The sequence below is a fragment of the Nostoc sp. ATCC 53789 genome, assembly GCF_009873495.1.
Lineage (GTDB): Bacteria > Cyanobacteriota > Cyanobacteriia > Cyanobacteriales > Nostocaceae > Nostoc > Nostoc muscorum_A.
In genome coordinates, this window is the sequence record NZ_CP046703.1 from 3556630 (window position 1) to 3572781 (window position 16152).

General features: G+C 42.5%; 12 protein-coding genes and 1 riboswitch. Of the genes, 7 read left to right on the forward strand and 5 right to left on the reverse strand.

All coding sequences use genetic code 11. From position 1 onward, the window contains the following. Positions 1-300 precede the first annotated feature (300 nt). A riboswitch (cobalamin riboswitch) is annotated at positions 301-465 on the forward strand. Positions 466-486: 21 nt separating this feature from the next. Then, positions 487-906: a DUF1636 family protein gene (locus GJB62_RS14570; protein WP_114086102.1), complete on the forward strand. Its 420-nt coding sequence runs from the start codon at positions 487-489 to the stop codon at positions 904-906. Next, on the forward strand, positions 906-1649 hold the full coding sequence (locus GJB62_RS14575; protein WP_114086101.1) for a cobalt-precorrin-6A reductase: 744 nt from the start codon (positions 906-908) through the stop codon (positions 1647-1649). Before GJB62_RS14570 ends, GJB62_RS14575 begins: the two co-directional genes overlap by 1 nt. A 200-nt stretch (positions 1650-1849) precedes the next feature. On the opposite strand, the gene GJB62_RS14580 is transcribed toward GJB62_RS14575, so the two are convergent. Beyond that, positions 1850-5482 (reverse strand): AAA-like domain-containing protein, encoded by a 3633-nt coding sequence (locus tag GJB62_RS14580; RefSeq protein WP_114086100.1) that lies wholly within the window; start codon positions 5480-5482, stop codon positions 1850-1852. A 426-nt stretch (positions 5483-5908) separates the two neighbouring features. Between GJB62_RS14580 and GJB62_RS14585 the strand changes: the two genes are divergently transcribed. Further along, positions 5909-6370 carry a hypothetical protein gene (locus tag GJB62_RS14585; protein WP_114086099.1) on the forward strand — a complete coding sequence of 154 codons (462 nt, stop codon included), beginning with the start codon at positions 5909-5911 and terminating at the stop codon, positions 6368-6370. Positions 6371-6955: 585 nt separating this feature from the next. Here GJB62_RS14585 and GJB62_RS14590 read toward each other — a convergent pair. Both GJB62_RS14590 and GJB62_RS14595 read right to left on the reverse strand, forming a co-directional pair. Continuing rightward, the gene (locus GJB62_RS14590; protein ID WP_114086098.1) at positions 6956-7234 is read right to left on the reverse strand and encodes a hypothetical protein; all 279 of its coding nucleotides are present in this window, start codon (positions 7232-7234) and stop codon (positions 6956-6958) included. Between the two features lie 442 nt (positions 7235-7676). After that, entirely contained in the window at positions 7677-8819 is a 1143-nt protein-coding gene (locus GJB62_RS14595) for a BMP family ABC transporter substrate-binding protein (RefSeq protein WP_114086097.1), read from the reverse strand. A 236-nt stretch (positions 8820-9055) separates the two neighbouring features. On the opposite strand from GJB62_RS14595, the gene GJB62_RS14600 reads away from it, so the two are divergent. The 4 genes from GJB62_RS14600 to cobJ all read left to right on the forward strand — a co-directional run bounded on the left by GJB62_RS14600 (position 9056) and on the right by cobJ (position 13567). Then, positions 9056-10555 carry an acyl--CoA ligase gene (locus tag GJB62_RS14600; RefSeq protein WP_114086096.1) on the forward strand — a complete coding sequence of 500 codons (1500 nt, stop codon included), beginning with the start codon at positions 9056-9058 and terminating at the stop codon, positions 10553-10555. 40 nt (positions 10556-10595) lie between these two features. Then, positions 10596-10985, forward strand: a complete 390-nt coding sequence (locus tag GJB62_RS14605; protein ID WP_114086095.1) for a hypothetical protein — start codon at positions 10596-10598, stop codon at positions 10983-10985. Between the two features lie 175 nt (positions 10986-11160). After that, complete coding sequence (locus tag GJB62_RS14610) at positions 11161-11742, forward strand: NAD(P)H-dependent oxidoreductase (RefSeq protein WP_114086094.1); 582 nt, start codon at positions 11161-11163, stop codon at positions 11740-11742. A 97-nt stretch (positions 11743-11839) separates the two neighbouring features. Next, positions 11840-13567, forward strand: coding sequence for a precorrin-3B C(17)-methyltransferase (cobJ, locus tag GJB62_RS14615; protein WP_114086093.1), 1728 nt, complete (start codon positions 11840-11842; stop codon positions 13565-13567). A gap of 49 nt (positions 13568-13616) precedes the next feature. Here the strand turns inward: cobJ and GJB62_RS14620 are convergent, their stop codons facing one another. Together GJB62_RS14620 and GJB62_RS14625 are read right to left on the reverse strand one after the other, a co-directional pair. Then, positions 13617-14807, reverse strand: coding sequence for an RNA-guided endonuclease TnpB family protein (locus tag GJB62_RS14620; RefSeq protein WP_114086092.1), 1191 nt, complete (start codon positions 14805-14807; stop codon positions 13617-13619). Positions 14808-15551: 744 nt separating this feature from the next. After that, positions 15552-16097, reverse strand: coding sequence for an RNA 2'-phosphotransferase (locus tag GJB62_RS14625; RefSeq protein ID WP_114086091.1), 546 nt, complete (start codon positions 16095-16097; stop codon positions 15552-15554). Positions 16098-16152 lie beyond the last annotated feature (55 nt).

The following is a 16152-nucleotide window of genomic DNA, read 5'->3' on the forward strand; positions in this document are numbered from 1 at the left end:
GCTATCCACCAGTCGCACAAAATTCATTCTGTAGCTTGCTTCCCTGAAAGGGTATTCTGACTCCTGAATTCTGTTTCGATAAAGTTTTTAGTGGTTGAAAAATTTATAAGCTGATTTTTGTAATTTTGTTGCATAGGTTATGTAGCAATCCGATTTAATTTTTGTTCGCGCAGCGTGGCTTACTTGCCTGGGAAGGCAAGAGGCAAGAGGCAATAGGAAAGAAGGGTCTTTGAGCTATACTGAATTTTTTCAAGAATCAAATATGAGTCCTATATCCTTTTCTTAGATAACCCTAGTGTATGATCGATAAGGTTATTCGGTTCTGGTGGGGAGCAGCTACCAGAGGTAACGGGGAAAGTTCGGTGCAAATCCGGCGCTGTCCCGCAACTGTAAACCAATTTTAGATGTAATCTAAAATCTTAAATTGAGTGAGTCAGGATGCCCGCCGAAATAGATTTACTAGTTCCACATATCTGCGAGGTACAGATGACTACTACTGTGAATATTTCCCCAGCGAATCCCTTGGGAGTTGCTGACCATACTTTATTTGTTTGCAAAACTTGCGCTAGCGTTTGGCAACAGGGAAAACGCTTAGGTGAAAGTGGTGGTGAAAAACTTCTACACCAACTTCAGCAACTTGCACAAGATTGGGAGTTACGAGATGAATTCCCAATTCAAGAAGTTGAATGCATGAGTGCTTGTAATCGTTCCTGTGTGGTTGCCTTTGCTGCCAAAGGTAAATTAACATATTTGTTTGGTGATTTAGCCGTTGATAATAGTGCATCTGCGATACTAGAATGTGCTAGTCAATATTATGTCAAAGCAGATGGTTTGCTGCCTTGGTCAGAGCGTCCAGAAGCCCTGAAGAAGGGCATTTTAGCAAAGATTCCACCTTTATCTCACTAATGCGCGTTTTGATTCTTGGTGGTACAGGAGATGCCGCAGAACTAGCTGCTAGAGTCGCGACTATCCAAGGGCTAGATGCAATCACGTCTTTAGCCGGTCGTACCCGTGAACCATCAGTTCCGTTAGGCGATTTACGGGTTGGAGGCTTTGGTGGTGTGGCTGGATTGGCTAGCTATCTCCGAGCAATGCAAATCGACTTATTAATTGATGCAACCCATCCTTTTGCTAGTCAAATTTCTTTTAATGCGGCAGATGCTGCAAAGGAAGTCGGAGTACCCCGTTTGATGTTAATACGCCCACCTTGGGAAAAAGGAAGTGGCGATCGCTGGATGGAAGTTGATAGCGTTGAAGTCGCCGCCGCATCTCTAGCAAACCAAGCACATCGGGTATTTTTGACGGTTGGCAGACAAGAACTCGCCGCCTTTGCTCACCTAGAGGAAATTTGGTTCTTGATGCGGATGATTGACCCTCCTGTTGAAGATGCCTTAGTGCCACCGGGGATGGTATTGTGCGATCGCGGGCCCTTTAACCTCAATAATGAAAGGCAAATCCTGATTGATCACAAGATTGATACCATAGTGAGTAAAAATAGCGGTGGCGATGCCACAAAGCCCAAGATTATTGCAGCGCGAGAACTGGGCGTGAAAGTAGTGATTGTAAATCGTCCAGCCATACCGCCAGGAGAGCAAGTTAGTGATGTTGAAGGTGCTTTGGCATGGCTACTTGACAAATTGCATGATTAGTGAACAATACCAATTTTCTATATAAGGGACTTCCAAATAAAAAACTGGCGAAAAAACTCTCTCCTCCTCATTCCTCTGTGTTCTCTGTGCCTCTGTGGTTCGTTTATTTGGGTAATTTATTTCTTGGAAGTCCCTAATACAAAAGAATTTTGTAGAAGAAACGCGATCGCATCAATAAAAACCCACCCCAAGGAGAGAAATTATTTAAACCTTGGCATATTACAAAGGGAGCGATCGCCCTCTTCCACTGCGGTGTTCGTTTTCAAATAATCCTGCACCAGAGTGCAACCATAATTCAGTACATCTAGATTAAGAATTCGCGGCAAATTCCACAGAATGAGTGTGTTGTCATCACCCCCTGAAACAAGCAAAGTTCCATCAGGGCTGATCGCAACCACCCTAATCGCTGCGGTATGTCCGGTGAGGGTTGTTACTTCCCTACCATCTAGCTTCCAAAGTTTGATGCTAGCATCAACGCTGCCAGAAGCAACAATTTTTCCATTAGGAGTAAAGGCAATTCCCCAAATTCCAGCTTTATGACCTTTGAGTGTATTCAATAACTTGCCGTCTAACGTCCACAGCTTAACGGTGTTGTCGCCACTTCCAGTAGCTAGCATTTTACTATCTTGGCTAAAAACAACTCTCCATACAGCCGCCGAGTGTCCTACAAGGGTTCTAAACAAATTGCCGTCAAGCGTCCACAACTTAGCAGTAGTGTCACCACTAGCTGAACCAACGAGCCGACTGTCTGGACTAAATACGACGTGCCAAACTTCCGCCTGATGTCCTTTGAGGATCTGCAAAGTCGCGGCGCGATGGGCTACGCCCCGCCAGAGGCGATCGCGTCTTGATATCTGAATATTTTTGTCAACACCTGCCATTGCAATTGTTTGCCCATCAGGACTCAACACCCCTGATGTCACTTTGCTGTGAACATTTTTGTAACTAGCAATTAAAGTGCCATCTCGCTTCTTGATTTTTACCGAATCATCGGAAGTGAAAAGCGCGATTAACTTGTCATCGCCACTGAATGAAACCTCGGAGACTTCGCCCTTGGATTCAGTGATAGTTTTGAGCAATTTGCCTTGACGACTCCAAAATTTCACCATATTTTCGTGGCTGGTTGTAGCGATAGTTGAACTGTCAGATGCGATCGCTATTGACCAAATCCCCGCCTTATGAGCAATGATAGACTTTTGAAATGGATTTTGACTTTGCCAGAGCCTAACCATGTTTTCTGCACCTGCTGAAGCAATAAAGCTACCATCTGGACTAAAAGTTACACCCCAAACTGATGCACTGTGCCCTCTAAGCGTCCTCAGTTCTGTACCATCAATATTCCAAAGTTTAATCGTTTTGTCGAGACTCGCACTGGCAATAGTCTGACCATCGGGACTAAATGCTACTCCCGAAATTCCGGCATCGTGCCCTTGCAGAGTTTTATCAAGGCGGTAGCTTTTACTTATGCTGTCTCGCCGCCAAAGTTTCACAGTTCTGTCTTCACTCGCTGAAGCAATAGTCTGTCCGTCAGGGCTGAAAGCTATTCCTACAACCCAAGCAGTGTGACCTTGGAGAGTTTGTACAGGTTTGGCGTTTTGCCAGCCTGAATCATCTCGTTTCCAGAGTTTTACTGTCCTGTCTAGACTGGCAGCAGCAATAGTCTGGCCATCAGGACTAAAAGCGACTCCCCAAAACGCACCTTTAGAACCTTGGAATGTCTTGAGCAAAGTACCATCTCGCTTCCAGAGTTTCACTGTTGCATCCCAACTAGCAGAGGCGAGAAACTGGCCATCAGGACTAAATGCTACTCCCCAGACTGAAGCGGTGTGACCTTTAAAAGTTTTGAGCAGAGTACCATCTAGCTTCCAGAGTTTAATAGTGCCATCTTCACCCACCGAGGCCAGTATTTGACCGTCAGAACTAAAATCTACTGCTCTAACTGCTCCCTTGTGACCTTTGAGAGTTGCAACTTCCGTACCATCACGTCGCCAAAGCTTAACTGTATTGTCTATACTGGCTGAGGCAATTAAAGAACTATCAAGACTAACATCTACCGCCATAACACTTGCTGTATGGTCGGAAAAACGATTGTATTCATCTGCTCCATAAACTGCTTGCCTGAGTGCGTTTTCAACTTGAGGTACAAGATTTGAGTTAGTTGTTCCTAGCTTATGCAGTCTGTCTTTGGCTTTGATTGCTTCTACAAGCGCATCCAATCTCCGTTGGGAGGCAAACAGTCCAACAGAAGAAGATACAAGCGCTCGAATTTCGCTGCTCTTAGCTTGACTTTCGCTTTTTTTGGTTTGACGATACATAATGAAACTTCCCACCCCCAAAATGCTAGAGACGAGCAAACCAATACACACTGCAACTAGCAAAAACCTTTGAAATTTAGCAGTTTTTTGCTCTTGTGCTAGTCGTGCTTCTACTTCTTTTGCCCGTGCTGCCTCCAATACTGTTTGCACTTCGCGCTGTTCGCATTCTTGACTTGCAGCTAAAAATTGATAATCCCAATTGCTTAGACTTTTGCCCTGTATCCAATTTTGAGTATCTTTGAGAGCCTGTCCTCGCAATAAACGCGATTCATCTTTATACCCTGATGCTACCCAAGCATTAAATGTCTGCGAATAAGGGCGGAGATTGTCTAATTGTTTTAACACCCATTCAGCATTGAAAACACTCCGATAGATGGGATTTTTAATTTTGAGATAGCCGTTGTGTTTCTCTACTAAACCAGATAACAAAAGCTCTGTTTGTTCTCGACTATCATCAATCGGAACAGGAAGATGAGGCAAAGTGAAAAACTCTTCTCCCCTACTCGATGACATTTCCTTCTGGAGGAAGCCTCCACTACTAGACTGCTCCTCTGCTTGCAACACCTTCTGATAAATACCTAATAACCGCCCTGCTCGTTGGTCGTTGAATAATAGGCGATCTCTTATAGTACGTAGATGTTCTGGTTCGTCTTGTGATTGCCAATTTTGAATAATATGCGTTTTCACTAATTGCTCAATCCAAAATGCTTCTGTACCTGGAATGAGGCTAATCATTCCTGTAGCATTTTCAGCAGCAAGTTGAATAACTAAGTTACAAAGTTTTTGTGTGAGAAACGGTTGTCCCTCTGTCCAATGAATAATTTCTTGCAGTATTGCTTGTGGTTGACTGACTACTTCCTTTACTCCTTGAAGCAGAGGAGTAGCTTCATAGAGTTGAAAGCCGTGTAACTCAATTGCTTTACCAAGGTTAAAGGGTGTGCGGCCTTTATCAGCGATGAGGTCGGAAGGACTAGCTACACCAAATAGTGCAAATCCCAAACGATTAAAGTTTGAATTCTCTGGTCGCTGATTATAGCATTGACGAATCCAAGCAAAAAAGTCGTTAATTGGGAAACTTAAACTAAGTAGGCTATCAATCTCATCAATAAAGATGAAAATGCGTTCGGCTTTGGCGTTTGGTAGTAAAACTTCTTCAACAAAAGAGTGTAGTTTTTGTACTGAGGAAATACCTTTTTGCGTCTCCCACCAACCTTTAAAGTTGATCTGTTCTGCTAAATTTAAGCTGTAGAACAAGCTGATAATGATGCCTTTGTACCATTGTTCTGGTGTAGTATCCTCAATACCTAAGATGGTCATATCCAAATAAACACAGCTATAGCCTTCTTCTCTAAGACGATAACTGGTGCGCTGTAGTAAGGATGACTTACCCATCTGGCGAGAGTTGAAAACGTAACAAAAATCCCCAGCTTTCAGGCTAGTATAAAGTTTTTCGTCTGCGTCACGGATAACATACGTGGGATCGTCACTGCGGAGACTACCTCCTACTTGATATCTCATATTGAAGTGTAATTATCAAATACAGAGCTTACGTAAACAATAGCCGAAAAGAAAGATTTCCAGGTAGGGGCTATTCATGAATAGCCTCTACCTTTCGTGTATATCTTTGCCAGGTTAGGATTTTTTTGCAGTTTGATCGAGTATTGCCATAAATGATAGTGATAGATGCCAACGTAGAGTGAGTTGGGAGGATATAAAAGCGTCTGGGATAACTCTAAAAGACTCATGTATAAGCTATCACTTACTAGGATAGAGGAATATAAGCGAGGTTTTCCAAATTCAATCAAAAGGAAATTTGTTTTATTCTCTGCATAAATTAATTAAAATGGGATGAAAGATAATTAAGCTGATCGCGGAAAATAAGCACTCCACAAAACAAAAAATTTATAAGCCTCATTATGATTATGGGGTACGAGGTAATTAAGTATGATTCATCACATATCTATTTCTGTTAAAAACCCCCAGCACGTTGCCGAGGTTTTAGCTGAAGTCTTGAATGGCCAAGCTTTTCCCTTTTTCCCTCACCCAGGCAGCTATATGGTTTTTCCACTTGACGAATATGGAACAGGGATTGAAGTTTACCCGTTAAAAACTCAGCTAATGCCTGGTGAAGGAGATAACCAGTGTACATTTGCAGAAAATCCTACTTCTTCTGGGTTCACAGCTACTCATGCAGCAATTTCAGTTTCTTCTAGTCAAGAAAAAATTGAGTTGATTGCTAAACGTGAAGGTTGGAGAGTGTTACGTTGTAACCGCGATTCTTTTTTTGATGTTATTGAGTTCTGGTTGGAAAATACAGTCATGATAGAACTACTCACACCGGAAATGTCGGCTCAATATTTGGCAGTAACGCAGCCAGAAAATTTGAAGAAAGCTTTTAATTCATAACTCTGCTACTGCTAATTTAATAAAACTATTAAGTAGGTTGGCGCTAAAGCTAACTAGCAAGGGCTGTCATTTGTCCTTTGTCATTGGTCATTAGTAAGGACTTTAAGACTATTTACGTTTCATAACATAATTTTGTTTATTTCTACCAACTTACTTAACTAATTTAAAACTGTTCGCGCAGCCTCTTCTAGAGAGTTTCAGACTCTTATTTAGGGACATTCCAACAAAAAAACATCCCATTGTAGGGGCAATTGGGCAATTCATCTAGACGCAAAGCGGCTACTCTACAAGTTCTCCAACGGAGTAGCCAGAGGGTATTCTCCCTATAGACATCTCCAGAAATTAAATATGCGTTAACCAGAACCCTTGTAGAGACATAGCAGTGCTACGTCTCTACATTCTTTTTCGGAGATGTCTTATGTAAATAAGGAATAATTGACGAGTACATTCTCTGTAGAGACGGCAATTTATCGCATTTCTCTAACGTATCAGTCTTTTAGACGCGATTTATCGCGTCTCTACATGAGGGCTTTCTGGCTTATTCGAAAGTCACAGAAAAACACTTTTCAAACAACCACTAACATCTCAGTAATTTTTTGGGTTTTTACTTGAGTGAATAGCTTTATTCAAATCTTGGAGCAAGTCTTCTTCCGCATCCCGCTCTTGCTTGAGTTCTCTAATCATTTCCTGACTAGAACCAATTAGTAAACCAGCAACTGCGCCTACAAGGACGTATTTTTGCTCCATATCTTGATACATTTGACTTGTATAGGGGCAAGGAAGTAAATTAGCAGCAATAAAACCAATTCCTGCGCCCAAAAATACCGTCACAAAGCCAGAGAAAGCGATCAGTTTAGCATTCATTTGCTTTACTCCAATGCTTATAACTTTGCTAAATTACTAGAAGATACTCTACATTGTCTTCGCAGTTGCCAAAGTTGCTACTTAATCTTTACCTCTTGTAATATAGGATTCCTATTTGATTTTTGAACGAAATTAGGTATTGTAGAGTGTGTTAGAACAGAGTTCGTAACGCACTATTATTATGGGTTTGATGCGTTACGCTGTCGCTAACACATCCTACGTATATTTTCAGAAATCAAACTGAATTCCTATAGTAGACAGAGTGGGGGAATGAATGAGATGAAAAGAATAACTCCCAACTCTTTACTTTTTACTCTTAACTCTCTATGGCGGTTTGCGATCGCACTGATCATAGATAATTCGTATGGTAGTATCTGAACTTATCTTATGATTGCCGTTTCTCTATAAGACGCTAGGTCAACGCTAACCGTAAAATTGCTTACTATAGTTTCCTCTGGGGAATTGAGCCTTCAACTCCCTCAACATACCAATCCATCGCCAATTGTCCTCGATCTTCCAACACCTTACCATTTGGTACTCGTACAATCCCTTTTTGGTCTTTCACCGGGCCATCAAAAGGATGTGCAGTACCCTGAATAAACTCATCGCGCTTCGCATTTACTAGTTGTTGTACCTCTACCGGAATCACCTGATTCATCGGCGAAATATCCACTATTCCTTCACCAATGCCATCCCAAACGTTTTGAGATTTCCAAGTATTACTCATTACAGCCAAGGCTTTATCTGTATAGAATTTTCCCCATCTGTTAATAATTGATGTCAGGTGGGCTTTTTGAGCAAACTTGCTCATATCACTGTTGTAGCCAAAAGCATAAATGCCTTTTTCCTCAGCTAATTGGACAACAGCGCCAGAGTCGGTATGTTGCGTCAATATATCTGCACCGGAATTGACCAAAGCAATAGCCGCTTCTCTTTCTTTAGCTGGATTGTACCAACTTTGTATCCAAAGTACCTTAACTTTTGCTTGGGGATTTGTTAAGCGCATTCCTTGTGTAAACGCACTAATTCCCCGAATTACCTCTGGAATTGGGTATGCGCCAATAAAACCAACTACATTTGATTTTGTCATTTTGCCAGCAATCATGCCGGTTAAGTAACGCGGTTCTTCAAAACGTCCTAGATAAGTGCCGACATTGGCAGCACGTTTGTATCCTGCACAGTGTTCAAAAATAACATCACCAAATTCTTTAGCGACTTTAATTGTTGGGTTCATGTACCCAAAGGAAGTGGTAAAAATTAACTTATTACCATCTAATGCTAGTTGGCGAATTATCCTTTCAGCGTCAGCACCTTCATTGACATTTTCAACAAAGGTAGTTTTTACTTTATCGTTAAGATTGGCTTCCATATCTCTGCGACCTAAATCATGGGCATAAGTCCAACCAAAATTACCCACAGGCCCCACATAAACAAATCCCACCTTGAGAGGTTCATTTACCGCCACAGGCGACGCTGAGGGAGACACCTCACCCGGCAATTTGGAATTTTTGCCTTGAACACAACTCGTTAAAGCAAAACTAGATCCTGCTAAAGTGACATACTTTAGAAAATTCCGACGATCCATATTTTATTGATGGGGTTTAGTTGCTGAAAAATATTTTTCTGATTACTAGTAACGACAGATACACTCTTGACTTAATTTTAGCTCTTGTTTTTTGCCGTTAACTTACTACCAAAAGAAATCAAATAATGGTTGATATTATACAAAAGCACAATACTTTTTAATAAAAATAAGGGAATGAGGTAGAAGCATTAATAACCAATGTCCAATGCCCAATTTTACTAATCTGGAGGTTTTTAATGAACTTATTTGAGCTTTTAGCAGGGGAAGATAATCATTCAGCCCTCGTTACACCTGGGGGGCGATCGCTAACTTATAAGCAATTGCGCGAGAATGTTGTTGGCTTAGTATCCCAACTCAACAGCTTTGGATTGACACGTGGAGAACGTATAGCCATTGCCATGACTAACGGTTCACCAATGGCTATTACCTTTTTGGCTGCCGCCCTGTGTGGCACTGCTGCACCCCTAAATCCCAAATACAAACAAGACGAATTTGCCTTTTACTACGAAGATACTCAAGCAAATGCGCTGATTACCTTGTCTGATGAACCAGAAGCAGCGATCGCCGCCGTCACACCCAATATGATGCTGATTAATGCCAAGGTAAACACTGACGGCACATTGAGCTTTGAATTAGTCAAAACAGGCTCAAAACCAAGAGAATCATTGAATCCCGCAGCCCCCAACGCCGACGATCTGGCGATGATTCTCCACACTAGCGGCACTACCAGCCGTCCGAAACGTGTGCCGATTCGTCATCGCAACTTAATCGCCTCAGCCAACAACATCATTGCTGCTTACTCACTCACAGCAGCTGATACTACACTTTGCTTAATGCCCCTGTTCCACGTTCACGGATTGGTGGGTTGTTTGCTGTCAACCCTAGCATCGGGCGGCACACTAATTTGTCCCAATGGTTTTAATGCCTTGGAGTTTTGGAAACTAGTAGATACCTACAAACCTACCTGGTACTCCGCAGCACCAACCATGCACCAGACAATTTTGGCCCGCGCTAGCCGCAACACAGAAATTGTCAAGGCTAACCCCTTTCGTTTCATTCGCTCTAGTAGCGCTTCCTTACCTCCAATTATCATTGAAAAGTTGGAGGCAACTCTTAATGCTCCTGTGGTGGAATCTTACAGCATGACTGAAGCATCCCACTTAATGACTACCAACCCCCTACCGCCAAAAGTGCGAAAGCCAGGTAGTGTTGGTTATGGCTTTGGTGTGGATGTCGGCATTATGGACTCTGAAGGCAACCTATTATCTCAGGGAAGCTTGGGCGAAGTGGTGGTAAAAGCACCTAATGTCATTGATGGCTACGAAAACAACCCAGAAGCCAACGCCACAGCTTTTGTCAACGGTTGGTTCCGTACAGGAGATCAGGGGACTGTGGATGCAGACGGCTATCTCCACTTAACTGGACGCATTAAAGAATTGATTAACCGAGGTGGAGAAAAAATTTCTCCCTTAGAAGTGGATGATGTTTTGCTTCGTCACCCCGCCGTTGCGGAAGCCTTAGCTTTTGCTGTCCCCCACAAATCTTTAGGTGAAGATATCCACGCTGCTGTTGTCCTTAAGGGAGAAGTTGGCGAAAAAGAACTTTTAGCTCACTGTTCAACTATGTTGGCAGACTTCAAAGTTCCGAAACAAATTCACTTTTTGGAACAACTACCTCGTGGTGCTACGGGGAAACTGCAACGGTTAGCTATGGCGAAATTGCTTAACATAGGTTAAATCAGCGATACACTAAGGAAAATTCCTTGAGGAAGCGTCAATGGCACGGTCAAACGGGGTTCAAACTGAAATGTCTGCACAGGAATTGCCTACAATCTCAGATGAAGATACAGTGACAGTTGAAGATTTGCCGGAACAAGTAGAGGATGTGCAGGATATTGACGACATCTTGAACTCACTCAAAACCTTGCTGAGTAGCCTAGAAAAGCTCCAAAAAGTCCGGCAGGAAGTGGGCGACATCAAACCGTTAATTGGGCGGATGCTTGATGGGGAACTGGTTGCTGGTGAAGAACTTGAGCAACTCAAGTCAGGTGTGAGCAGTCTTTCTCGCCTTGTGCGGGCTTATAATGACCATCAAATAGCGTTGGCTAAAGCCCAACCTGCAAGAAATTTGCTAGATCAAGTCCTCAAAGAACGGAAAGCTAATTGAAATAAGAAGCGATGTCTACGACGGGCTACGCCTACGCATTTTTTAATTTCAGGAAATGCGTAAGCGTAGCCCTAATTACCCAAATGTCTAAACGCACATCGGCTTGTCGCAATCTGACGCTGTAAGTAGATGGTAAATTCAATTGGTGGCTAGACGTTGTTAAAAATCATTGATCATGAGCTTCAAAACAGTAGTCTTCTATGGTTCCTACAGGAGCGATCGCCAGGGCATCAAAGCTGCCAGATTCATAATCAATCAGCTTAAGCAAAGAAACCATGAGGTGATTTTTGTGGATGCAAAGGAGTATGACTTTGGCATTTTAGACCGGATGTATAAGGAGTATGATACAGGTCATGCTCCTGCAAAGATGGAAGAACTGGCAGAACATATCCGAACAGCAGACGGTTTTGTAGTTGTTGCGGGAGAGTATAACCATTCCATTCAGCCAGGGTTGAGCAACCTGATGGATCACTATTTAGAAGAATATTTTTTCCGTCCGGCTGGTATTGTTTCTTACTCAGTTGGTGGCTTTGGAGGAGTGCGGGCAGCCATACAGTTACGTTCTTTTCTGTCAGAGATGGGAATGCCTACGATTTCAAGTATTTTTGCTATTTCCAAAATTGGGGAATCTCTGGATGAAGCAGGTGTTTCACAGGCGATCGCTTTGACGAAGAGAGTCGGTCAATTTTTGGATGAATTAGAGTGGTACGAAGAAGCATTGCAACGGCAAAGATTGGAAAAAGGAAACCCGTTCTAATCAAGTCAGGATAAGTATTGAACGACAGTTATCATTTTTTCATGACTAAATCTGTGGTTTCATTTGAAGGATATCGAATGTTGCAAGATATCTACTTATGATCATGAACGTTGCACCCGCCATTGTAGTACTAGGTCAAAATAGCGTGACAGTAGCACGCAAAATAATCAGCGTTCTACCAGGAGCGACGCTATACGGTCTAGCGGGTCGCACATCGGGAGTGGATGTCAGCTTTACTAATTTTGGCGACACGTTACGCGAGTTATTTGCTCAGGGAACGCCGCTAATTGGCATTTGTGCCGCCGGCATTTTAATTAGGACGCTAGCTCCCATACTCTCGGATAAACAACAGGAACCACCTGTGTTAGCTGTGGCTGAAGATGGTAGTGCTGTTGTCCCCCTCTTGGGCGGACTTGGTGGGGTAAACGATTTGGCCCGCTGCATTGCCGAAGCGCTTGATGTTAAACCTGCAATTACAACTACAGGTGATTTACGTTTGGGTACAACGCTGTTGTCTCCTCCCTACGGATACTGTTTAGCAAACCCAGACGATGCTAAGAAATTTATTTCAGATGTGCTAGCTGGGGCAGAAGTCAGACTAGAAGGCATAGCGCCTTGGTTAAGCGATAGTAAATTACCCATAAATCCCAATGGAGATTTGACCATCCAAGTTACGGAACGTTTGGTAACTCCTACAGCCAACTGTCTTGTGTATCACCCAGCAACGATCGCGATCGCAATTAGTCACATAACTGGTGATGCAGTAGCTTTAGTAGAGCAGCTACTAGTTGATACCAAACTAGAAAAAACATCAGTCGCCGGGATATTTGCACCCATCGCTGCCGCAGCCGATCCCGCAATTCGTGCTGTAGCTAGCGCCTTGGGAGTACCTGCCCGCTTTTTTACCCCAAATCAGCTAGAAAGCTTATTGTCAGAAGGTTATAGCCCCGCCCAAGCAGTTGCGATCGCTGCCACAGGTACATCTCCATTATCTTCCTCATCTCCTGATATAGCGATCGCTATTGCCCCCCAACCAATTGACCCCAACACTATCGGTCAACCACGCGGAAGGTTAGCGATTATTGGCACGGGCCCTGGTGGATCGCAATGGATGTCTCCCGAAGTCAAGGAGATACTCAAGTCGGCAACTGACCTAGTGGGTTATAAAACTTATTTAGATTTAATCGGTTCTCTGGCTGATGGCAAGCAACGGCATGAGTCTGATAACCGCGAAGAAGAAGCACGGGCAAAAATGGCCCTTGATTTGGCAGCATCTGGGCGATATGTCGCTGTCGTTTCATCTGGCGACCCTGGTATCTATGCAATGGCAACAGCAGTTTTTGAAGTGTGCGATCGCTATGCTAAACCCGAATGGGATAGTATCGACATTCATGTAGCACCAGGTATTTCAGCGATGCAGGCAGCAGCAGCAGCCATTGGTGCGCCCCTTGGACATGACTTCTGTGCTATTTCCCTTTCTGATATCTTGAAGCCTTGGTCTGCCATCGAACAACGAATTGCTGCTGCTGCCGAGGCTGATTTCGTCATTGCTTTCTACAATCCTGTTTCCAAAGAGCGTACTTGGCAACTAGCAGAAGCGAGAAATATTTTGCTGCGACATAGAACACCGGATACCCCAGTAGTGTTGGCGCGGAATCTTGGCAGACCCGGACAGACCGTAAAAGCGATCGCACTTGACCAGTTAACACCAGCAAGCGCTGATATGCGAACAATTATTCTCGTTGGTTCCACAAAAACCCGAACCATCAAACGCAGCGATGGTAATCTCTGGGTTTATACGCCGCGCCGCTATACGGAAGAATAAGCATGATAAGCGCTTTGACACTCCCCGCGCTGAACGGGGATTCTTGAATCTAAGACATAACTTGCTCATGCAGGTTTTCACCAACAAGAGTAGAGGTTTCATCTCCCCAAGCGTTGCTTGCGTCTAGCGCAAAGGTTCCTGTATGCCCTACAGTACCCAATCCTCGACTAAGGATATTTCTAGCTGCATTTTCATCACGATCCATCACACAACCACACTTACAAACGTGGGTTCGAGTCGATAGCGTTTTCTTAACAACTTCACCGCAGCTAGAGCATTCTTGACTCGTATATTGCGGATTAACCGCAACCGTGACACGTTTAAATACTTTTCCAAAGTATTCAACCCAGACACGGAACTGATACCAAGATGCGTCATTAATAGACTTGGCGAAACTTTGATTTTTCACCATATTTTTAATCCTCAAATCTTCGTAAGCTATCAAGTCGTTTGACTGAACTACGCACCGTGCAAGCTTCACTGCATGGTCTTTACGTTGCCTACTTATTTTGAGGTGGCGTTTACCTAAAATCTGTCTTGCCTTGCCTCTGTTTTTTGAACCTTTTACCTTTCTAGAAACACGACGTTGTGAACGTTTAAGAACCTTTTCTCCGACACGAAGAAACTTAGGATTCTCAATCATAACGCCATTGGAATCGGTGTAGTATTCTTTTAATCCAACGTCTAAACCAACTGTGTTACCAGTTGGTTCTATGTTTTCAGAACGGTCTACATCAATACAGAATTGAATATATACCGACGTAGCACGTTTCACCAATCTCACCCGTTTAATCTGGTTAATTTGGTAGAAGTGCAAATCACGAGTGCCTTTAAGTTTTAACTTTCCAATACCTTTCTTGTCAGTGAAAGTTATTGATTTTCGATTATCTGCAAGCTTCCAGCCTGACGTTTTGTACTCAACCGAGCGACAATCTTTTTGGAACTGGGGATACCCCTTTAAACCTGGAATACCTTTCTTGCAGTTTTCATAAAATCGAGAGATAGAAGACCATGCCCTTTCAGCACTAGCCTGTCTAGCCATTGAATTAAGTTCATTAGCAAATGGAAATTGTGTCGCAAGTACAGCACAATATTTTTGCAAGTCGTTTTTACCTGTATTTTTAACATCCATCCATAAACGAATACAGCTATTACGAATGAACTTGGCAGTCCGAATTGCATCATCTATTGCGACTAATTGCGCCGACTTCCCATAAGCTTTGAATTCAAAAACTAGCATCTTTCTACCTCCTGTCTTATACTACCACTTTTGGTATAAGATATTAGGAAGGTTGAAAACTTTATACAATCTTGACGGCTGAATAAATTCAGCTATTCGCTTATATCCCCCGCATGAATGACGCGGGCTTTACGCTTCACGACTCGTAAAAACAAGGTAAACTTCTCCTTTGTTGGGGTTAAATCCATTTTTTTGTGCGATCGCATAATAAAACCCCAGGACTGGGAATTCACTCCTGGGGCTGTTATACCTGACCACCTTTACCTTTTTAATCTAAAAACCTTGTAAATATTTCACTTTCAAAAGACATATATATCTGTATTTTGTCCAAATATACTTTTACAATTAAGTCAATTTGTGTTATTATAAATTTGTTTTTTAGGACAACAAAATAAGAAAAAATTCATTTTATACAATTAGATATTTAATTATCTTGAGTACTTGTAAAAAGATATAATTCCAGTAAATATGTCCATTGTTTTAGCTGAAATATCTTGATTTTTTTTGGTCGATCATTAACAATAAAAGCATCATGATTCATACATGATTGTAGCCGAAAAAGTGACAGAAGCCCTTATTTAAGTCCGCGAAAGCGGACTTTTTTGTATCTATTGATTGCTATCTTTATAACCCAATACGGTTCATTTAAGGGCTACTGGCAAGAATTTTGGGGTTTTGAGACGCGATAAATCGCCGTCTCTACAAGTGTTTATTTCTAAATCACTATTAACAACCGATAAAAATTCAAATTTTTTGGAGATACTCAGGTGGTACATGCTCCACTAACCAAACACCATTATCAGAACAATAGAAGATGTAACCCGCCTGATGCATTGCGGCAGCAGATATAGCAAAAACCACTGGTTTTCCATGTCTTGCACCAACAGTTTGTGCTGTTGCAATATCCTTGGATAAATGGACGTGATGCCGTAACATCTTGCAAAGTCCTGTTTCCATAATTGAATCTACAGATTTGTGTCCCGTGCCGTGATAAAGCTCATCTGGGGGAACAACAGGTTCTAATTGTAAATCGACTTCTACACTATGTCCTTGGTTAGCCCGAATCAGAGTACCTGTCGAATCAAAAGAAAAACGTTGTTTCTCGCTAGATTCTACTACTGCCTCTAATTCTTGACGGGTAATTGGAAACTTATTTTTAGCACAAGCGGTAATTAATTCATCAACAGCAACCCAACCACCAGGAGCAAGTTTAATTCCAATTGCATCCGGTGTGTGTCGCAGATATTTGCTGAGATATTTGCTGATTTTGACGAGGCGAGAATCACTCATTTGCTTGTAATTGATAGATTTATACTACATTTATATATTTGTATGTTACATCACG